21 protein-coding genes and 1 pseudogene are annotated in these 20006 nt (G+C 66.7%); 12 read left to right on the top strand and 10 right to left on the bottom strand.

The genetic code is table 11. The annotated features are described in order from the left end of the window. Window positions 1-16: 16 nt before the first annotated feature. The gene (locus tag OG874_RS01705) at window positions 17-1225 is read left to right on the top strand and encodes an MFS transporter (protein ID WP_330253352.1); all 1209 of its coding nucleotides are present in this window, start codon (window positions 17-19) and stop codon (window positions 1223-1225) included. A 66-nt stretch (window positions 1226-1291) separates the two neighbouring features. Next, window positions 1292-1786 carry a hypothetical protein gene (locus OG874_RS01700; protein ID WP_330253351.1) on the top strand — a complete coding sequence of 165 codons (495 nt, stop codon included), beginning with the start codon at window positions 1292-1294 and terminating at the stop codon, window positions 1784-1786. Window positions 1787-1849: 63 nt separating this feature from the next. Here OG874_RS01700 and OG874_RS01695 read toward each other — a convergent pair whose 3' ends face one another. Further along, window positions 1850-2476: a TetR/AcrR family transcriptional regulator gene (locus tag OG874_RS01695; RefSeq protein WP_330253350.1), complete on the bottom strand. Its 627-nt coding sequence runs from the start codon at window positions 2474-2476 to the stop codon at window positions 1850-1852. Window positions 2477-2712: 236 nt separating this feature from the next. Here OG874_RS01695 and OG874_RS01690 point away from each other — a divergent pair, with 236 nt between their 5' ends. Further along, the gene (locus OG874_RS01690) at window positions 2713-3648 is read left to right on the top strand and encodes a metal-dependent hydrolase (RefSeq protein ID WP_330253349.1); all 936 of its coding nucleotides are present in this window, start codon (window positions 2713-2715) and stop codon (window positions 3646-3648) included. Beyond that, window positions 3648-4784: pseudogene (locus tag OG874_RS01685) on the top strand (hypothetical protein); the annotation flags it as partial. The gene OG874_RS01690 and the pseudogene OG874_RS01685, both read left to right, overlap by 1 nt. On the opposite strand, the gene OG874_RS01680 reads toward OG874_RS01685, so the two are convergent. From OG874_RS01680 to OG874_RS01660, 5 genes are all read right to left on the bottom strand, one after another. Continuing rightward, window positions 4761-5501 carry a 16S rRNA (uracil(1498)-N(3))-methyltransferase gene (locus OG874_RS01680; protein ID WP_330253348.1) on the bottom strand — a complete coding sequence of 247 codons (741 nt, stop codon included), beginning with the start codon at window positions 5499-5501 and terminating at the stop codon, window positions 4761-4763. The pseudogene OG874_RS01685 and the gene OG874_RS01680 overlap by 24 nt on opposite strands. Before the next feature lie 3 nt (window positions 5502-5504). Then, a complete protein-coding gene (gene dnaJ / locus OG874_RS01675; RefSeq protein WP_330253347.1) occupies window positions 5505-6656 on the bottom strand; it encodes a molecular chaperone DnaJ in 1152 nt (383 codons plus the stop codon). Between the two features lie 105 nt (window positions 6657-6761). Beyond that, window positions 6762-7793, bottom strand: a complete 1032-nt coding sequence (gene hrcA / locus OG874_RS01670; protein ID WP_063040803.1) for a heat-inducible transcriptional repressor HrcA — start codon at window positions 7791-7793, stop codon at window positions 6762-6764. Window positions 7794-8264: 471 nt separating this feature from the next. After that, a complete protein-coding gene (locus OG874_RS01665; protein WP_330253346.1) occupies window positions 8265-9068 on the bottom strand; it encodes an alpha/beta fold hydrolase in 804 nt (267 codons plus the stop codon). Beyond that, window positions 9065-9187: a hypothetical protein gene (locus tag OG874_RS01660; RefSeq protein WP_330253345.1), complete on the bottom strand. Its 123-nt coding sequence runs from the start codon at window positions 9185-9187 to the stop codon at window positions 9065-9067. The genes OG874_RS01665 and OG874_RS01660 overlap by 4 nt, the downstream gene beginning before the upstream one ends. Window positions 9188-9337: 150 nt before the next feature. Here OG874_RS01660 and OG874_RS01655 point away from each other — a divergent pair, with 150 nt between their 5' ends. After that, a complete protein-coding gene (locus OG874_RS01655) occupies window positions 9338-9733 on the top strand; it encodes a helix-turn-helix domain-containing protein (RefSeq protein ID WP_330253344.1) in 396 nt (131 codons plus the stop codon). Between the two features lie 271 nt (window positions 9734-10004). On the opposite strand, the gene OG874_RS01650 is transcribed toward OG874_RS01655, so the two are convergent. The 3 genes from OG874_RS01650 to OG874_RS01640 form a co-directional block, all read right to left on the bottom strand. Beyond that, window positions 10005-10184 (bottom strand): hypothetical protein, encoded by a 180-nt coding sequence (locus OG874_RS01650; RefSeq protein WP_330253343.1) that lies wholly within the window; start codon window positions 10182-10184, stop codon window positions 10005-10007. A 97-nt stretch (window positions 10185-10281) separates the two neighbouring features. Next, window positions 10282-11487, bottom strand: coding sequence for a radical SAM family heme chaperone HemW (gene hemW / locus OG874_RS01645; RefSeq protein WP_442943258.1), 1206 nt, complete (start codon window positions 11485-11487; stop codon window positions 10282-10284). Window positions 11488-11540: 53 nt separating this feature from the next. Beyond that, window positions 11541-11753: an SgcJ/EcaC family oxidoreductase gene (locus tag OG874_RS01640; protein ID WP_330253342.1), complete on the bottom strand. Its 213-nt coding sequence runs from the start codon at window positions 11751-11753 to the stop codon at window positions 11541-11543. Window positions 11754-11944: 191 nt separating this feature from the next. On the opposite strand from OG874_RS01640, the gene OG874_RS44590 reads away from it, so the two are divergent. The 6 genes from OG874_RS44590 to OG874_RS01615 all read left to right on the top strand — a co-directional run bounded on the left by OG874_RS44590 (window position 11945) and on the right by OG874_RS01615 (window position 17828). Next, complete coding sequence (locus OG874_RS44590) at window positions 11945-12037, top strand: Ms4527A family Cys-rich leader peptide (protein ID WP_357302009.1); 93 nt, start codon at window positions 11945-11947, stop codon at window positions 12035-12037. Between the two features lie 136 nt (window positions 12038-12173). Continuing rightward, window positions 12174-13988: a nitrite/sulfite reductase gene (locus OG874_RS01635; protein WP_330253341.1), complete on the top strand. Its 1815-nt coding sequence runs from the start codon at window positions 12174-12176 to the stop codon at window positions 13986-13988. Then, the gene (locus tag OG874_RS01630) at window positions 13952-14734 is read left to right on the top strand and encodes a phosphoadenylyl-sulfate reductase (RefSeq protein WP_330253340.1); all 783 of its coding nucleotides are present in this window, start codon (window positions 13952-13954) and stop codon (window positions 14732-14734) included. The genes OG874_RS01635 and OG874_RS01630 overlap by 37 nt, the downstream gene beginning before the upstream one ends. Beyond that, on the top strand, window positions 14731-15693 hold the full coding sequence (gene cysD, locus OG874_RS01625) for a sulfate adenylyltransferase subunit CysD (protein WP_330253339.1): 963 nt from the start codon (window positions 14731-14733) through the stop codon (window positions 15691-15693). Before OG874_RS01630 ends, cysD begins: the two co-directional genes overlap by 4 nt. Window position 15694: 1 nt before the next feature. Next, window positions 15695-16984 (top strand): sulfate adenylyltransferase subunit 1, encoded by a 1290-nt coding sequence (locus tag OG874_RS01620; RefSeq protein ID WP_330253338.1) that lies wholly within the window; start codon window positions 15695-15697, stop codon window positions 16982-16984. A gap of 55 nt (window positions 16985-17039) precedes the next feature. Further along, window positions 17040-17828 carry a sirohydrochlorin chelatase gene (locus tag OG874_RS01615; protein ID WP_330257689.1) on the top strand — a complete coding sequence of 263 codons (789 nt, stop codon included), beginning with the start codon at window positions 17040-17042 and terminating at the stop codon, window positions 17826-17828. Between the two features lie 35 nt (window positions 17829-17863). Here OG874_RS01615 and OG874_RS01610 read toward each other — a convergent pair whose 3' ends face one another. Next, window positions 17864-18478, bottom strand: coding sequence for a TetR/AcrR family transcriptional regulator (locus tag OG874_RS01610; RefSeq protein ID WP_330253337.1), 615 nt, complete (start codon window positions 18476-18478; stop codon window positions 17864-17866). A gap of 106 nt (window positions 18479-18584) precedes the next feature. On the opposite strand from OG874_RS01610, the gene OG874_RS01605 reads away from it, so the two are divergent. Beyond that, window positions 18585-20003, top strand: a complete 1419-nt coding sequence (locus tag OG874_RS01605; RefSeq protein ID WP_330253336.1) for an MFS transporter — start codon at window positions 18585-18587, stop codon at window positions 20001-20003. Window positions 20004-20006: the final 3 nt, after the last annotated feature.

Below are 20006 nucleotides of genomic sequence, written 5' to 3'. Positions count from 1 at the left end.
CGACGCAGGAGGTGCCATGACCAGCACAGATATCCGCGCTACCGATGCTTCGCGCACATCCCACGAACGTCGGATCACCATCGCGCTGTTCGCGGCCGGACTGACGACTTTCGCCTCGATGTACAGCGCGCAGGCGTTGCTGCCGAGCCTGTCGGCGGCCTTTCACGTCGCCCCGGCACAGGCGGCGCTGACGGTATCGCTGACCACCGGATTTCTCGCGTTGGCGATCGTGCCGGTAAGCGCGCTGTCCTCGCGGATCGGGCGGACCAGGGTGATGACGGGGTCGGCGGTGATCTCGGCCGCGATCGGTCTGCTGCTGCCGCTGAGCCCGTCACTGGATGTGCTGCTGGCGGGGCGGGCGCTGCAAGGCGCGGCGCTGGCCGGGGTACCCGCCGTCGCGATGGCGTATCTGGCCGAGGAGATCGGCGCGGCTGGATTGGGTACGGCCATGGGCGTCTACGTGGCCGGCACGACGATCGGCGGCTTGGCCGGGCGGCTGATTCCGGCGTTCACCTTGGATCTGGCGTCCTGGCGCTGGGCCGAGGCGGCGGTATCGGTCGCGGCGGCCTGCTGCACCATCTGGTTCGTGCGCGGGCTCCCGTCCTCGCGCGGGTTCCTCGCCCGGCCTGCGGGAATGCGCACGGTACTGAGCGATCTCGGTGCCCAGCTGCGGCACGGCGGGCTGCTGGCCCTGTTCGGCTTGGCCTTCGTGCTGATGGGCGGGTTCGTATCGATGTACAACTTCCTCGGCTACCGCCTGACCCAGCCACCGTTCGAATTGCCCGCCGCCGTATCTGGTTCGATATTCCTGCTCTACCTGGCCGGAACCGTCGCCTCGGCGGTCGGCGGGCGCATAGCCGATCGCCTCGGCAGGCACCGCGTACTCATCGCGTCTATCGGGCTCATGGGTCTGGGCGTGGTGATCAGCGTTCCGGACCACCTCGGCACCGTGGTGCTCGGGATATTGCTCTGCACCGCAGGGTTTTTCGGTGCTCACACGGTGGCGAGCGCCTGGGTCGGCGTGTTGGCTGTCGGGAACCGCGGCGCGGCGTCATCGCTGTATCTGTTCGCCTATTATCTCGGCAGCGCCGTTATCGGCGGCGGGACCGGCATCGCCTATGCCGAGTATGGCTGGACCGGGCTGGCGGCCTGCGTGGTGGCACTGGTCCTCGTCGCCTTGGTGCTGGTGTGGTACTTGCGCCAACAGGACCGGACAGTCTGTTAACTCGGGCCGCCGCCTGGCCGATCTACTAACGTGACCGACGACAGATTTTCTATCTAGGGGGTTCTCATGCTCATCTGGGGCTGGCAGAAGCGTGTCCACACACTCGCCATGATCACCTTGGTCTGCGGCCGCTGCGGCAATCCCGCCGCCCACGCACTCCGCAGACTCGCCACCACGTTCACCCTCTTCTTCATCCCGCTCATCCCTCTGAGCACCAAGCACTTCCTGGAATGCACCTGGTGCGGCGCATCGTCACCGGTCGCCACACCGCAGATCCCCGGCCTCCTCGGCCGCGCCAATGCCGAGACCATGGGTCCCGGCCAGTATCAGCAGCCCGCCCCAACCGGCCCCAACGCGAACTGGCCCCAGCAGCCCGCCCTCGGCACACCCAACGCTCACTGGCAGCAGCCCGCTCCCGACGCACCCGCCGCCCATTGGCCGCAGCCAGCCCTCGGCGCTCCCAACGCTCAGTATCAGCGGCCCGCCCCCAGCACACCCAACGCTCACTGGCAGCAGCAGTCCGTCCCAGGCGCGCCCAACGCCCATTGGCCGCAGCGCTGACCGGAGCGACGTACGCCCGCCGACGGTAGGCGAATGGCCGCTTGCGCCACCGCTGCAACCAGGTCAGCCCACGATTCGGCCGTCCAGCTTCGTTTGGGCGATGATCGCGGCTCCCATCCAGCGTCGTAGATATCGGCGCAGATCAGCTTCGCTCCGTGGCGGATTCCCTGGAGAAACGAAGAACGACTGCATCGTTCGCAGGACGTATTCGACGAGTTCGTACAGAGATGCGTCGTCGTACCCGAACCGCTCCCAATCGACATCGAAGCGTCTGATCATCGTCATCCCGAAGGTTTGCGCCTCTTCGGAGGTAAGACTCTCCGGGTGCACATTCGAATATGTGCTCGAGAGCAGAATGCCCAGATGGGGCGTCCGACGTACCTCGGCCAGCGTGTAAACCACGCCCTCGGTCATCGCTTCGACAGGGTCTTCGATACCGCTTACCTGCTTCGTCAGCCGATCCAGAAAACCATCGACCGACGCGATCGCCGCGGCCTGCATCAGCGCATCCGCACTGGGGAAGTATCGGTACACCGTCTGACGGATGACGCCCAGCGACTCCGCGACGTCGGCAATGCTGATCTCCGAACCCGTTCGTCCGATCAGATCGACTGCGGCGGCGACTATTCGACGGGACGCTTCTTCATCGCTGCTCGGCGGACTCCCGCCCCATCCGCGCCTTCCTGCCACTGCTCGCTTCCTCGGCTCGAACCATGTCCGTCGCGTGCGAAACCGACCGCGGGGAAACCTCCGGATCAGGGATTCGACGCTACCACAGGGCCGCCTCATCGCCGTTCTCCCAGCTCGAGACGATAGCGGCGATTGTTATCATACACTCTGTCCGCTCTGTGTATGATCAGCGGATCGAGGCTTCGGTGCATCCGAGCGCGGCTACCAGACCATTTCGAAACACGAGGTATAGCCAAGTGACCGATCTACAGGTCCGAAAAATGCGATTCGCATTCGCGGACTACGACGTACCGTTCCTGTGGAACGAAGAGAATCCGGCCTTCTCGTCGATGGCCAACGCGGTGTCCTTCCTGGCGATCGGCTTCGAGAAGATGATCGTCAATATGATTCGCGAGGCCATGCCCCGGATTACCGATCCCGCGGTCGCGGAGGAAGCCGACGCGTTCGTGCGTCAGGAGGGGCAGCACTCGACCGCCCACCGCCAGCACGTCAACGGTCTGATCAGGAACTACCCAGGGCTCCAGGAGACCCTCAACGAGGTGATCGGGGAATTCGACCGCCTCACCACGGACACCTCCCTCGACTATCGGCTCGCCTACACCGCTGACCTGGAGGCGACCTTCACCCCGGTGTTCAAACTGATGCTCGACAACGATTCGACCCTCTTCCGCCCGGGAGACGACCGGGTCGCGTCGCTGTTCATCTGGCATTTCGTCGAGGAAGTCGAACATCGAAGTTCCGCGCTGATCATCTTCGATTCGATTGTCGGCAGCGACGCCTACCGGATGCGCATGGCCCCGTCGATCTTCCGGCACGTCATGAAGGTCATCAAAGTCGCCTGCGAAGGCTTCAATAAGCATGTCCCGCAGGAGGATCGGCAGATCGACGCACTGTCGATGTTCGCGATGCACCGGGGTAAGCAGAAACTGCGCACGTGGTTGCGGCTGCCGGTGGCCGACAACGGCCCGATGCCCCGCGCGTTCGACGATCTACGACTCGGCGCACAACTCATCGCACTGGTGGGCGTCATCCGCAGTCAAATGCCCAAGCACAACCCGGACCACGAGAAGCTGCCCGCACTCGCCGGTGTGTGGTTCGAGCGCTACGACGCCGGTTACGACGTCACGCGCTGGTACACCGCCGATACGGTCGCCGCGCAGCAGGGGGACTGATGGCTGATCATTGCGCACCCACCTTCGACCAGCTCGCGAAGGCGCTCGGCTTTTCCTGTCAGGAGGCCGGTGGACTCGTCGAGGTACGAAACCCTTTCGCCTTGGAAAACTGGACGCTGCCGGTTCTCGAATTCACCATCGTCCTCGGCGCGGTGCTCGCGCTGATCTACGCGATTGTGCGCTTGCGTCGTCACGGCGATCCCACCAACCTCGTGGTCTGGTTCGGCGCGACCGCGTACCTGTTCATTATCGAACCGCCGCTGTACTTTCCCGCGGCCTTCGGTATCGACGCACACGTCGACACGATGTTCGCGCACAACGTCTTCACCGTGGATTTCCTCTGGGGTCGACTCCCGCTCTATATCGTCGCGATCTACCCATTGATGGCCACCTTGGCCTTCGAAATCGTCAGAACGCTCGGGGTTTTCCGTCGGTACGGTGTTCTCGTCGGTGCAACCTGCGTGGGCTTCGTCCACCACGGCTTCTATGAGATCTTCGACCATCTCGGCCCACAGCTGCGCTGGTGGGAGTGGTCGACCGAAAACCCGCTCAATCAACCGATGTTCGATTCGGTACCACTACCGAGCGTGGTGGTGTTCGCCGCTCTGTGGCCGATGTCGCTGGCGTTCTGTGTCCAGTTGTTCGTCGGTCGCCACGTCGACCAGGGTCGAACGTTCTCCGGACCACAATTGGTTTGGCGCACCGTTGTCATCGGCGTACTCGGGTCTCTGGGTACGGCCGTATTGCCGATCCCGGCAACGCTGTTCGGCGCCGGGAACACCACGTTGCGGGGATTTCTCTATGCGGCCGAACTGGTCATCGTCACGATTGTCGCGGTCCCGATTCTCGCCCGCCAGTGGCTGCGGCTACGGCGCGACCACTCGGACACCGCGCACTACACGGACGACTTCGTGCGAACTTACAGCGTGGTGTATCTGTGCGTGATGGCGCTGCTCTGGGTGAGCGCGTTACCCGACTTCTTCGACGCCGTCGACGGTTCGACGAGCAATGCAGACCCCATCGGGAATCTCTGGTACACACTGTCGTGCTTCGCTGTCGCAACACTCTGCGTGGTCGCCATATTCACGGTGCCGCACCGAAAAGCCGACGCGCTACCAGCGGGAGGTCAACGCGCCCAAGGCGCCGAGAGCGACGGCGGCGGCGGTGGAGGTACGCAGTACGGTGGGGCCGAGCAGGGTTACGTCGGCGCCCGCGGCGGCGAAGGCGGTGAGCTCTGAATCGTCCAGGCCGCCTTCGGGGCCGACGATGAGCATGATCTCGGTGGCCCGGTCGAAAGGCAGCTCGACGAAGCGGGCGGCGCCGGATTCGTGTAGCGCCACCGCGATTCCGCCCGCGGCGATGATCTCGCGGATCTTGTCGAGCAGGTCGCGGGTGCGGTGCAGATCGGCGACATCGGGGATGTAGGCACGGCGGGATTGGCGCGCGGCCGTGCGGGCGGCGGCGCGCCATTTGTCGACGGCCTTGCCCGCCTTGGCTTCCCAGTTGGCGATGCAGCGGGCGGCCTGCCACGGGACGATGGCGTCGGCGCCCGCCTCGGTCATCAACTCGACCGCCAGCTCCGAACGGTCGGACTTCGGCAGCGCCTGGACCACGGTCACCCGCGGTCGAGCCGCGGCCGACAGCACCCGGTTCAGGATCCGCAATTCCAGCCGATCCTTCTGTGCCGCAACGACTTCCGATTCGGCGAGCAGACCGTTGCCGTCGGACAGGGTGATCGGCTCGCCGACCCGGATGCGGCGCACCGTCGCGGCGTGGCGCCCCTCCGGGCCGTCCAGGATCGCGATGGCGCCGGACTCCGGGATGTCGTCGAGGTAGAAGACCGTCGCGGCCAACGGCTATCGTCCGCTGAACGACGCCCGCAACCGGGCGAACAGGCCGCTGTTGTGCTCGGACTGCGCCGACATCACCTCGGCGCGCTCACCGGTGCGCAGACCCTTGTAGTTGCGCAGCAGATCGGTCGTCTTGGCGTCCAGCTTGGTCGGCACCACGATGTCCAGATGCGCGAGCAGATCACCGCGCGCGCCGGAGCGCAGTCGCGGCATGCCGTGGCCGCGCAGCACCGAGATCTCACCCGGCTGGGTGCCCGGCGGGATGGTCAGCTCGGTCGGGCCGTCCAGGATGGTGTCGATGACGACGGTGGTGCCGAGCGCGGCGTCGACCATCGGCACCCGGATGGTGCAGTGCAGATCATCGCCGTCACGAACGAAGACATCATGCGGCTGCTCGACGATCTCCACGTACAGATCGCCCGCATGCCCACCGCCGGGACCGACCTCGCCCTGCGCGGCCAGCCGCACTCGCATGCCGTTGGCGACACCGGCCGGAATCGGCGCGGCGATCTCGCGGCGGGCGCGCACCCGGCCGTCGCCGCCACATTTGTGGCACGGATCCGGAATGGTCTCGCCCGCGCCGCGACAGGTCGGACACGGCCGCGAGGTCAGCACCTGCCCCAGGAACGAACGCTGCACGGACTGGACTTCACCCGCACCGCCACAGGTCTCGCAACGCACCGGCTTGGACTTGCCGTTGGTGCCCGCGCCGTGACAGATATCGCAGAGGATGGCGGTGTCGACGGTCAGATGCTTGGTGACACCGACCGCGCATTCGGCCAGGCTCAGCCGGGTCCGCAGCAGCGAGTCGGCGCCCGGCTGCACCCGGCCGCGCGGCTTGCGCTGCCCCCCGGAGGAGTTCATGCCGCCGAAAAACGCCTCGAATACATCGCCGAGCCCGCCGAAACCGGCGCCGGTGAAGCCGGCGCCGCCACCACCGGATTCCAGCGGGTCGCCGCCCATATCGACGATGCGCCGCTTCTCCGGGTCCGACAGCACCTCATAGGCGGTCGACACTTCCTTGAACCTGGCCTGCGCCGCCTCGTCGGGGTTGACGTCGGGGTGGAGTTCCCGCGCCAGCTTGCGGTAGGCGCGCTTGATCTCCTGGTCGGTCGCGTTCTTCGCGACGCCGAGCAGTCCGTAGTAGTCCCGTGCCACTTGAGTTCTCTAGTCCTTGGTTTGCAACAGCATTAGTCGGATGCACTCAACTTTATCCGCCGAACGATCGAGGGTAACAGCGACGTCGCCAGAGGCCCGTCGCCCTCAGCGCTCCGCGAGCACCTCACCGATATAGCGGGCAACGGCAGCGACCGATGCGATGGTCCCCGGGTAGTCCATGCGAGTCGGGCCGAGCACACCCATGCCGCCGAGCACCGCACCGGCCGCGCCGTAGCCGGTCGACACTACCGAGGTCCCGCGCATCTGCTCGACCTGGGTCTCCTCCCCGATGCGCACAGTGATCGTTCCCGGATGCTGCGCGGCCGCGAGCAGCTTCAAAACGATCACCTGCTCCTCCAGCGCCTCGAGCACATCGCGCAGCGAACCGGGGAATACGAAGTCGGCGGCATTGCGCGTCAGATTGGCGGTGCCACCGAGCACCAGACGCTCCTCCGGATGTTCGACCAGCGTCTCGACCAGCACAGTCGAGACCCGCACGAGCACATCCTTGAGTCGCACCGGGGCTCGCTCGGGCAGTTCGGCGACGGCCGCGGAGGCGTCCGACAGCCGCTTGCCGTCCATCGCGCCCCCGAGCATCCCGCGCAGCGCGGCGAGGTCCTGATCATCGACGAGCGCACCGAGTTCGACCAGGCGTTGATCGACGCGGCCGGTATCGGTGATCACCACCAGCAGCAGCCGCGCCGGATTCAGCGCGACCACCTCGATATGGCGCACGGTGGAGGCCGAGACCGTGGGGTACTGGACGACCGCGACCTGACGGGTCAGCTGGGCCAGCAGGCGCACGCCGCGGCGCAACACATCGTCGAGATCGACACCGGACTCCAGGAACTCCATGATCGCCCGGCGCTCGGCGGGCGAGAGCGGCTTCACCTCCGAGATCCGGTCGACGAACTGCCGATAGCCCTTGTCCGTGGGAATGCGCCCGGAGCTGGTGTGCGGCTGAGTGATGTAGCCCTCGGCCTCCAGCACCGCCATATCGTTGCGGACCGTGGCACTGGACACCCCGAGGTTGTGCCGCTCCACCAGGGTCTTGGACCCGATCGGCTCCTTGGTCGCGACGTAGTCCGCGACGATCGCACGCAGGACCTCGAAGCGCCGATCCTCGGTGCTCGACATGGGCCCCACCTCCTCGCTCGTCCTCGGGCACGTCGTAATGGTCACGTGCGCACCGTCCGCATCGCCCGAATTCGATGCAGGTTACTGGTACGTCTGGTTATCCAGTCTAATTGCCTGCGCGACAATCGCCCGTTCGCACACCTGGGAGGGCCGCCGAACAGGTCACGTGCGGTGCCGCATGACAGCTCACCTCGACGGAGCCGCATCCAACCAGCCTGTCGCGCAACCTATTACCGCAGATCGCTGACCCGCAGCCGATGACTCTGCGCCCCGTGCCGATCACCGGTTGACAAGATCGGCCAGGGCAGCGGGGGTTGTCACGGCTGCCGCGTCGCGGCCGGTCAGACGCAGTGGGGGGTTTGATGCCGATTCTCAGGGGAATAACGCTGCCCGCACGGGGCACCAGCCCTTGCCGCGAGGTGTTGTGATGGCGGCCAAAGGGTTCTATGACCACTGGGAATCCCGGAACGGTCAGCGGCTCGCGGCGGATTCGACTACAGCGGCGACCTCGGTGGGGTGGGAGACCAGCGACGCGTGCGAGGAGTCGATTTCGCTGGTTTGTGCGCCCATGCGGTTGGCCATGAAGCGTTGGGACGCAGGGGGAATGATGCGATCGGCGTCCGATACGAGGAACCAACTGGGTGTCGATGACCAGGACGGCGGGCCCGAGAGTTCGAGGTTGGCGATCACCGCGATGGAGCGCTGGTGGGCGATCATATCGGCGGCGGTGTCGGGGCCGACGTCCTGGGCGAAAACGTCGTTGAAGTACTCCGGTGCGACATAGCCGTCGACGTTCTTGCCCGCGAGGCCGTCCGGGTCGTCGACGAGGCGGATCTGCAGGACCGGCGGCAGCAGCTGGCTACCTGGGAAGCGGACGGGATCCAGCAGCAGCTGTGCGGGCTCGCCCTGCACCGGCGCGAAAGCCGCGATGTAGACCAGGGATTCGACCTTCGGGTCGTGCACGTTGCTGATCACGGCTCCGCCGTAGGAATGTCCGACCAGCACGACGGGTCCGGAGATGGTGTCCAGGGTCCGCTGCACGGCGGCCGCGTCGTTAGCGGGGCCGCGCAGCGGATTATCCGGTGTCACCACCTGATAGCCGTGTTCGCGCAGCACTGCGGCGACGCCGTTCCAGCTCGTGGCGTCGGCGAAGGCGCCGTGCACCAGCACGATCGTCGGGAGCGGGGCGGCGGTCGCGGGTGCGGCCACCAGGACGGGTGTGAATGCGAGGATCAGCGCCGCGAGTGTCGCGCGCAGGCTACGGGTGATGGTCACGGCTGTTCCTCCTCGATGAAGTCCAGCGAATCGCCCCCGCCGCGGCGAGCGGCACGATCGGACGTGGTGATCCATCCGCGGTCTATGGAGACAACCGGGCGGGCAAGCGGTTGGAACACGGGAACCTCCTCGGGCCGCAGGGAGTCAACGTGCGTCGTTCGAAGCCTAGGACTTCACGCACCCACAAACAGCCCGAACCTGCACGATCGTCGGCTGACCAGGCACGGCCGGACCACCGGAGGTATACGACGGGTCCGTCCCAGGCGCATATGCCGGACATCCACCTGATCCGTGCCCCGGAACAGGTGCGGACCGCGCCCGCACCGATGCTGGCGATCGCCGGGCAGGCAACGGCCGCTATCAGCAGGACAGCGAATACCGACTACGGCCTCGAGCGGTGGAACATCGGCCAGCGGCTGGATCGGATCGGCTGCGAACTCGTCCGCGCGGAGAGCGGACATCGGGCGATCTCGATGATCGCGCGCCGCTGCGGTTTTCGGGATCCCACGCATTTCGTCCGCCGCTTCCGCGCGGCGTACGGCACGGCACCCCGTGAGTGGCGGCGCGCGACCATGGAGGACGCAGCGGGCCCGCGACTACAGCTGGGGCTGGCTACTTCTTGCCATCTTGCCCGCCAGCGCGTCCAAGCCGAGCATGGCGAGTAGGGAAACACAGTCGTCGGCGTTCTGGGCGTGACTGGCGACCGTCCGGGCGGCTATCGCACTCTGCCGCGCGGTTTCGGCTTTTTCAGCGGCCCGCGCCTCAGCGAACTCGCTCTGTTCAGAGATAAGGGTGATGTGTCGTGCCGATGGCATAGGACTCCTTGGGGTTATCCGAAGCCTACGCGTCTTTACCGATCCGTGATAGTGCAACGGTCCGTACGCGGTAGACCCGTCCGTCCAACCCCTGTTCGAGAGGCTAGACGGTGATCGGCCGTCAGTCGATCGTGTTCGTCAGGATCCCGAACAGGATCAAAGCGATGAAGGCCGCCAGCAGCACCGAACCGAAGCAGAAGGCCGGCCCCAGCGTCCGGCCCAGTTCTGCACCGGTGGTGCCGAACCGCGTATGTGCCGCAGGCGCGCGGAGGTAGACCGGGGTGCCGCGATCCGCTGCCACCGGCACTTCGGCGCGCCGCCGATCCGAGCAAACCTAGGGCGCGCGTGTCCAATGCCTCGAACGACGCGTCCAAAGCCTCGAACGAGCGGAAGCTGGATCAGGTGAGCAGGTCTCGGACGACGCCGTCGGCGAGCAACCGACCACGGTCGGTGAGTATCAAACGGTCGCCTGATCGAATTGCCAGACCGTCGGCGATGATTCGGTCGGCGGTCGCGGTCTCGGATGCGTCGAGTTCGTCCAGCCGGAGGCCGGTGCGCAGACGGATGGTGAGCATCACTCGTTCGGTGTGCTGTTCGTCGGCGGTGAGGGTTTCCCAGCCAGCGGCGGGCAGTCCGCCGTGGGCGACCGTATCGGCATAGCGCGCAGGGTGTTTCACGTTCCACCAGCGAACGCCGCCGAGGTGGCTGTGCGCGCCCGGCCCCGCGCCGAGCCAGTCACCGCCGTCCCAGTAACCGAGGTTGTGGCGACAGCGGGCGGAATCGCCTGCGGCCCAATTGGATACCTCGTACCAGGTGAGTCCGGCGGCGGTCAGTCCGGCGTCGATGCGCTCGTAGCGGGCGGCGAGCACGTCGTCCTCGGGCGCGGGCAGTTCGCCGCGGCGGACGCGGCGGGCCAGTGCGGTGCCGTCCTCGACGATGAGCGAGTAGGCGGAGACGTGATCGACGCCCGCACTCAGCACCGCGTCCAGGCTCGCGTCGAGATCGCTGTCGCGCTCCCCCGGGGTGCCGTAGATCAGGTCCAGGTTCACGTGCTCGAATCCGGCCGCGCGGGCCTCCTTCGCGGCCGCGACGGCGCGCCCCGGTGTATGGGTGCGATCCAGCACTTTCAGCACGTGCTGGGCCGCCGACTGCATGCCGAGCGAGACCCGGGTGAAACCGGCCGCGCGGATCCGCTCGAAGAACTCCGGCGCGGTGGACTCTGGATTGGATTCGGTGCTCACCTCGGCATCGGCGGCGAGGGTGAAGTTCGCGCGCACGGCATCGAGCACGGCGGCCAGGCCGTCACCGCCGAGCAGGGACGGGGTGCCACCGCCGACGAAGATCGTCGCCACGGCGGGCGTCGCCGAGGGCAGGGTCGCGAACTGTTCGGCCGCCGTCGCCAGCTCACCGCGCAGCGCTTCGAGCCATGACTGCGGCGACGCCGAGGTGCCGAGCTCGCCGGCGGTATAGGTGTTGAAATCGCAATACCCGCAGCGTGTCGCACAGAACGGCACGTGGATGTAGATCCCGAACGGCCCGCCGCCGAAATCGCGCAGCACGACGGCAGGCGTCTCGGCTTCGATCTGGGCAGCGGCGGAATTCACCCCACCAGTTTGCCCGCAGCTCCTCCGCGCGCCGCTCCCGGCCCGGTCCCGCGTCAGTCGGCGACGGCGGTGTTCTGATTGGCGGTCAGCAGCCAGCGACCGTCTTGCTTGGCCATGACGTACATCGGCGAGCCTTCGCCGGAGAGCTGGCCGTCACCGTCGAAGTAGCGCTGGACGACCTTGACCGCGGCGACATCGGGACGGATGAACAGCACGTGCTCGACCTGGTAGGTCGCTTTGCCGGTGCCCATCGCGCCCGGCAGCACCTGCGCGGTGAATCAACGAGCCGTGATTCATTTCACTCGGGTCGATCACGACGAATCATCGGCCGCATTCAGCCCGCTAACTATGACTGCAGTCACAGTTGCCACCATCGGTCCAGGGAATTTCCCTCAATTTCGCGGGAAATATGACCGCACGGTCGGAACGGCCACCCTGACGTGGCACAATAGGCCCCATGCGCGGATCTGGAGTACGACTGGTGGCACGTCGCCACGTCGACTACAAGCGCGTCTGTAGCGCCTGCTGTCTGCCCGGTTCCCACCGGTAGCTCAGCGGCGCGCATTCCCGGGTTCGCCCCGGCGACATCCCGATTTCGAGGACATCGGCCGCTGACACCGCAGGTGCGAGTCAGCCCCTCGCGCCTCCAGCACGGATGTACCACCCCACCCCGCAGGAGCGACCCCATGACGTCGAGTACCGACGCCGGTCCGACCGATCAGTCCGGCCCCGAATCTCGGCCAGGCCACCATGTGCGCCCCGACCGCCCGGCCTCCGAGCGACGCGTCCGCCCGGACCGTCCCCGCCCCGAGGCGTCGTCCGCCGGCCCGCGTGCCCGCACCGGTAAGCCGGTGCGCCGCAAGGCCGAGGGCCAGTGGGCGCTCGGCTACCGCGAACCGCTGAACCCGAACGAGCAGTCCAAGAAGGACGACAACCCGCTCAACGTCCGGGCCCGCATCGAGAACATCTACTCCAAGCAGGGCTTCGACAGCATCGACAAGGGCGATCTGCGCGGCCGGTTCCGCTGGTGGGGTCTCTACACCCAGCGCGAACAGGGCTACGACGGCAGCTGGACCGGCGACGAGAACATCGACATTCTCGAGGCCAAATACTTCATGATGCGGATCCGCTGCGACGCCGGCGCGCTCGATGTCGCGCAGCTGCGCACGCTCGGCCAGATCTCCACCGAGTTCGCCCGCGATACCGCCGACCTCTCCGACCGCGAGAACGTCCAGTACCACTGGATCGAGGTGGAGAACGTCCCCGAGATCTGGAAGCGGATCGAATCGGTGGGTCTCAAGACCACCGAGGCGTGCGGCGACTGCCCGCGCGTGGTCCTCGGCTCGCCGCTGGCCGGCGAATCGCTCACCGAGATCATCGACCCGACACCGGCGATCGATGAGATCGTGCGCCGCTACATCGGCAAGAAGGAGTACTCCAACCTGCCGCGCAAGTTCAAGACCGCGATCTCGGGCCAGCAGGATGTGGTGCACGAGATCAACGATGTCGCGTTCGTCGGGGTGAATCATCCGGAGCACGGTCCCGGTCTGGACCTGTGGGTCGGCGGCGGTCTGTCGACGAATCCGATGCTGGCCCAGCGCGTCGGCGTGTGGGTGCCACTGGACGAGGTCCCCGATGTGTGGGAGGCCGTGGTCTCGGTGTTCCGCGATTACGGCTACCGCCGCCTGCGCACCAAGGCGCGGCTGAAGTTCCTGATCAAGGACTGGGGCATCGAGAAGTTCCGTCAGGTGCTCGAGGACGAATACCTGAAGCGCAAGCTGATCGACGGCCCCGCGCCGGAGCAGCCGACGAAGCCGATCGATCACGTCGGCGTGCAGAAGCTGCGCAACGGACTCAACGCGGTCGGCTTCTCCCCCATCGCTGGCCGGGTATCGGGCACGGTGCTGACCAAGGTCGCCGAGGCGGCCGAGAAGGTCGGCTCCGATCGGATCCGGTTCACCCCCTACCAGAAGTTGATCATCCTCGATGTCGCCGACGACAAGGTCGATCAGCTGATCAATGAGCTGGAACCCCTTGGCCTGCAGGCCCGTCCGTCGCTGTGGCGGCGGAATCTGATGGCCTGCTCCGGCATCGAGTTCTGCAAGCTCTCCTTCGCCGAGACCCGCAAGCGGTCCCAAGCGTTGGTGCCCGAGCTCGAGGAGCGGCTCGCGGATCTCAATGCGCAGCTGGATGTTCCGGTGACGATCAATATCAACGGCTGCCCGAACTCGTGCGCGCGTGCGCAGATCGCCGATATCGGGTTCAAGGGGCAGCTGGTCGACGACGGCTCCGGGAATCACGTCGAGGGTTTCCAGGTTCACCTGGGTGGCAGCCTCGGCTTCGACAGCGCCTTCGGTCGCAAACTGCGCCAGCACAAGGTGACCACTGACGAGCTCGGTGACTACATCGAGCGGGTGGTGCGCAACTTCATCAAGCACCGCGAGGACGGCGAGCGGTTCGCCCAATGGACCGTTCGTGCCGACGAGGCCGACCTACGGTGAATGGGAGATCAAGCGTGACAACGGATCAGGTAACGACGGCATTGCCCGCCAAACTCTCCGAGGCCGAACTGCGAGCGATCACCGAGCGTGGTGCCGCCGAGCTCGACGGCGCCTCGGCGCTGGAACTCCTGCGTTGGACCGAGGACAACTTCGGCACCGGCTATATCGTCGCCTCCAATATGCAGGACGGCGTGCTGGTTCATCTTGCGGCACAGGTGCATTCGGGTGTGGACGTGCTGTTCCTCGATACCGGATACCACTTCGCCGAGACCATCGGCACCCGGGACGCGGCGGAGGCCGTGTACGGCGTGAACGTGATCAATGTGCGGCCGGAAAACACTGTCGCCGAACAGGATCAACTGCTCGGCAAGGATCTGTTCACGCGCGATCCCGGTGAGTGCTGCCGGTTGCGCAAAGTTGTGCCGCTGCAGAAGTCGCTCGCCGGCTACAACGCCTGGGTCACCGGCATCCGCCGGGTGGAAGCGCCGACCCGGGCCAACGCACCGCTCATCTCGTTCGACGAGGCGTTCGGACTGGTGAAGATCAACCCGATCGCCGCCTGGTCCGATGACGAGATGCAGGCCTACATCGAACAGCACGGCATCCTCGTCAATCCCTTGGTGGAGGAGGGATATCCGTCCATCGGCTGCGCTCCGTGCACCCGGAAGCCGGAGCCGGGATCCGATCCGCGAAGCGGCCGTTGGGCCGGCCTCGCCAAGACCGAATGCGGGTTGCATCAGTCATGACCGAAACCACCGTGAGTGAGCTTGTGAACGAATCCTCGAACACAGCCGAACGTTCCCTTGGCATCAGCGATTTCGACACCCTCGCGGCGCTCGAATCGGAGTCGATCCACATCTTCCGTGAGGTGGCGGGCGAATTCGAGCGGCCGGTGATCCTGTTCTCCGGCGGCAAGGACTCCACGGTGCTGCTGCACTTGGCGCTCAAGGCCTTCTGGCCCGCGCCGCTGCCCTTCGCGCTGCTGCACGTCGACACCGGGCACAACCTGCCCGAGGTGCTGGCATTCCGCGACAAGGTGGTCGACAAGTACGGCCTGCGACTGCATGTCGCGAAGGTCGAGGACTACCTGGCCGACGGTCGCCTCACCGAACGCCCGGACGGTATCCGCAATCCGCTGCAGACCGTGCCACTGCTGGACGCCATCACCGAGCACCGCTTCGACGCGGTCTTCGGCGGCGGCCGCCGCGACGAGGAGCGTTCGCGCGCCAAGGAGCGGATCTTCTCGCTGCGCAACGCCTTCGGGCAGTGGGATCCGAAGCGGCAGCGGCCCGAACTGTGGAACCTGTACAACGGCAAGCACGCTCCCGGCGAGCACGTCCGGGTGTTTCCGCTGAGCAACTGGACCGAGCTAGATATCTGGCGCTACATCGCCCGCGAGGATGTCGACCTGGCGAGCATCTACTACTCGCACCAACGTCCGGTGTATCAGCGCGACGGCATGTGGATGACGCCGGGCGTATGGGGCGGCCCGGGCCAGGGTGAGGTGCTGGAAACCCGCTCGGTGCGCTACCGCACCGTCGGCGACGGTTCCTCCACCGGCGCGATTCTTTCCGACGCGGCCGATAACGAGGCGATCCTCGCCGAGGTGGCCGCGTCCCGTTTGACCGAACGCGGTGCTACTCGCGGCGACGACCGAGTGTCGGAAGCCGCGATGGAAGACCGTAAACGAGAGGGATATTTCTGATATGTCCGACCTACTGAGGCTGGCCACCGCCGGTTCTGTCGACGACGGTAAGTCCACCCTGGTCGGACGGCTGCTCTACGACACGAAATCCGTACTGGCCGACCAGATCGACGCCGTCACTCGCGCGTCGGTCGACAAAGGTCTTGCCACGCCGGATCTTTCGCTGCTCGTGGACGGGCTGCGCGCGGAACGCGAGCAGGGCATCACGATCGATGTCGCCTACCGCTACTTCGCAACGCCCAAGCGGTCTTTCGTGCTCGCGGACACTCCCGGGCACGTGCAGTACACCCGCAATACCGTCTCCGGCGCGTCCACCGCGCAGTTGGTGATCCTGCTCGTCGACGCTCGCAAGGGTGTCATCGAACAGACCCGTCGGCATGCCGCGGTGCTCGCACTGCTCGGCGTTCCGAAGCTGGTGCTCGCGGTGAACAAGATCGACCTGGTCGACGATCCGGCGACCGTGTTCGCCGCGATCTCGGCCGAATTCAACAGGCTCACCAGCACTCTCGGCTGGTCGGACGAGGATGTGCTGGAGATTCCGGTCTCCGCGCTGCACGGTGACAACATCGCGTCACGCTCGCAGAACACCCCGTACTACAACGGACCTTCGCTGATCGAGCACCTGGAATCGGTGCCCGTCGATGCCGACAGCTCGGGCACGCACGGCCTGGGGCTGCGCTTTCCGGTGCAGTACGTGATCCGGCCGCGCACGGCCGAATACCCGGACTACCGCGGTTACGCGGGCCAGATCGCGGCGGGCTCGGTATCGCCCGGTGACGAAATCGTGGTGCTGCCCTCGGGAATTCGCTCCACCGTCGAGCGGGTCGATACGCCCGATGGTGAGCTCGCCGTCGCGCAGGTCGGCCGCAGCGTCACGCTGATCCTCACCGATGACGTGGACATCTCGCGCGGCGATATCATCGCCTCCCCCGCCGACGCCCCGGAACCGATCGACTCGTTCGACGCGACCGTCTGCTGGCTGGGTGATAAGCCACTGCGCCCCGGCGCCCGGCTGCTGCTCAAGCACGGCGCCCGTACCACGCAGGCCATCGTCGGCGCACTCGTCGAGCGTTTCGACGAGCAGAATCTGACTGCGGCGCCGAACCCGGAGTCGTTGGAGCTCAACGATATCGGCCGGATCTCCGTGCGTGTCGCCGAACCCATCGCGGCCGACGACTACCGCGTCAACCGGTACACCGGCAGCTTCCTGCTCATCGATCCGGCGGGCGGAAATACGCTGGCCGCGGGGCTGGTCGGCGATGTGCTGACAGCGGTCGAGGTCGGGGCCTGAGGTGAGTCCGTCCGGCGGTATCGGCTCGGTTGCTCGGCTGCCGGGCGGTCGGTCGATGTGGGCGCAGCTCGAACTGCTCCAGGCCGGGCCGGGTCGCGACCACCGGCCCGCCCTGATCGCGGTGGCACACGGCAGTCGTGATCCGCGGTCGGCGGCCACCATGTCGGCGGTCGTCGCCGGTATCGCCACTGCCCGACCGGATCTCGATGTTCGGCTGGCGTTCCTCGATCTGAACACGCCTTCGGTCGAGCAGGTCGTGGATGCCGTTGCGGCGCAGGGGCATACGCACGCGGTGGTGGTACCGCTATTGCTGGGCAGCGCTTTCCACGCTCGGGTGGATCTACCCGGACTGCTGGCCGCGGCACATACTCGCCATCCGCGACTGCATCTCACGCAAGCCGATGTCCTCGGCCCGGATCCTCGGCTGATCTCGGCGCTGCGGGATCGAGTGCTGCAGGCGAGCCCCGAGGTCGGCCGGTTGGATCGCAGCGGCCGCACCGGAATCGCGGTGGCCGCCGTTGGTTCGTCGTCGAGTGCGGCGAACGCGCGCACAGCCGAGGTGGCGCGACGACTGGCCGCGTTGACCGGCTGGCGCACCGAGATTTGCTTCGCCACCACCGAACCTACTGTCACCCAAGCTATTTCACGGTTGCGCGCGCGAGGTGCCGAACACACATTGGTCGCACCCTGGTTCCTCGCGCCCGGCCTGCTGACGGATCGTCTCGTGGCCGCCGCGCCCGCCGTGGTGCACGCACAGGTCATCGGCCCCCATCCGGCCCTGACCGACATGGTCTTGGATCGCTACGACATCGCGCTCACCAGCACCCTGAGCCTCTCGGCCTGACCTCGGCGACCACCGGCACGCCATTTTCCGCGGCTTCAGTCGAGCAGGCTTTCGACGATGGTGCGGGCGGTGCTGACGCCGGTGGTGTCGCCCATTTGGTGGGCGGTGTTGGCGGCGCTGATTACGGCATCCAGTTCGAAGGCGGTGGCTTCGGGGGTGCGGGTGCGGAGGTGGCCTTCTTCCTGGGCTTGGCGGATTTGTTTGGCGAGGAAGGCCAGCCAGTCTCGGCGGTCTTCGGCGATGGCGTCGCGGACGGGGCCGGGTTTGCTGTCGAATTCGGCGATGGTGGCCACCCGGAAGCAGCCGCCGGGGAAGGTGGGGTCGGTGATGTGGTCGAACCAGCGGTCTATGAGGGCGCGCAGGCGCGGTAGGCCGCGTGGCTCGGCGAGGCTCGGGGCGATCACTCGTTCGACGAAGGCCTCGCGGGCGACCCGCACGGCGGCGACCTGAAGGGCTTCCTTGGTGCCGAACAGGGTGGCTATGCCGCTTTTACTGATGCCGAGGTCGGTGGCGAGTCGGCCGATGCTCACCCCGGTCAGGCCCTCTACGGAGGCCACGTCGGCGGCGTGTCTGGCGATCGACGCTCTGGACCTGGCGCCTTTGGCGAGGCGCTGATCGGGGTGTTCCGCGGTGGTTGTCGACTCGGCCATGGTTCCCATTGTTCCACTCCGGGGTTGCAAATACGAACGTACGGTCGTACGTTTATTACACGAACGATCGTACGTTTAGTTTCCGCCTCCGTCGAAGGATCTCCCCATGACCGAAGTGTCCGCGCGGATCGCCCCGCCGCAGGCCGCGAAAACCGCCGTCCGCACGCTCGTAATCGCTTGCGGCGCGGCATTTATCGCGTTCCTCGATCTCTCCGTCGTCAATATCGCCTTCCCGTCGATCGCCCGCGACTTTCCCGATACCGCGACCACCACGCTGACCTGGGTGGTCAGCGGATACGCGATCGCCTTCGCGGCATTGCTCACCCCGGCGGGCCGGTTCGCCGACACCCTCGGACGGCGCAGGCTGTTCCTGATCGCGCTGGCCGGGTTCGCGCTGACCTCGCTGCTGTGCGGGCTCGCACCCACCGCGGGCTGGCTCATCGCGGGTCGCTTGCTGCAAGGCGGGACGGCGGCGCTCATGGTGCCGTCCGCGCTCGGCTTGGTACTCAGCGTCACCCCGCGCGAGAAGATCGGCGCGGCCATCGGAGCCTGGTCTGCCGCAGGCGGTTTCGCCGCCGTAGTGGGTCCGGCGATCGGCGGCGCGCTGGTCGAGTCGTTCGGCTGGCGGGCGGTGTTCGTGATCAATATTCCGGTGGCGCTAGCGCTCATCGTGCCCGGACTGCGCATTCCGGTGCCCGATACCCGGCAGCCGGGCAGTGCGCTGCCCGACCCGCTCGGCACCGTCGCCATCGCGCTCGGCCTCGGCGGTCTGGTCGCCGGTGTCACCGAGGGGCAGCGCTGGGGTTGGACTGCGCCCGGCACTCTGGCCGCACTCGGCGTCGGCGCGCTGCTGGTCCTGGCCGCGCTGATTCGCTCCGCACGCCACCACAATCCGGCCATCGCGGTCGAGCTGTGGCAGAGCAGTCCGTACGCGCTGGCCAATGCCGCCTCGTTCGTCTTCGGCGCGACCATGTTCGCCTGGCTGCTCGCCGGTCCGCTGTTCCTCGATGCGATCTGGCACTATTCGGTGCTCGGTTCGGCGGCCGCGCTGACCGTCGGCGCGGTGTCCTCGATGGTGACCGCGACGATCGCCGGTCGCGTCACCGCGCCGACCGCCCGGCGCTGGATCGGCGTCCTCGGCGCGTTGATGTACACCGGCACCACGCTCTGGATGAGCACCTTCGGGCCGACACCGGCGCTGTGGTCGGCGTGGATTCCGGCGGGACTGCTCGGCGGCGGTGGCGTCGGGATCGTGGTGACGGTACTCGGCACCGCCGCCGCGAGTTCCCTTCCGCCGCAACGCTTCGCCGCTGGTATCGGGATGAATCTGACGGCCAGGCAGGTCGGCGGCGCGCTGGGCGTCGCGGTGCTGGCCGCGGTATTCGCCGCCAACACCGACGATGCGCTGACCGCCTTCCACACGCTGTTCGCCGTCTGCGCGGGCATCGGCGCGGTGGCCGCACTGGTGATGGCGATTCCGGCACGCATCCCGGTTCCCGCCGTCGCCGTTCCCGCTCAGAGCTAGGAG

The organism is Nocardia sp. NBC_00565 (assembly GCF_036345915.1).
Taxonomy (GTDB): Bacteria; Actinomycetota; Actinomycetes; order Mycobacteriales; family Mycobacteriaceae; genus Nocardia.
Note: the sequence above shows the minus strand (reverse complement) of the source record. Positions and strands in the feature narration are given on the sequence as shown.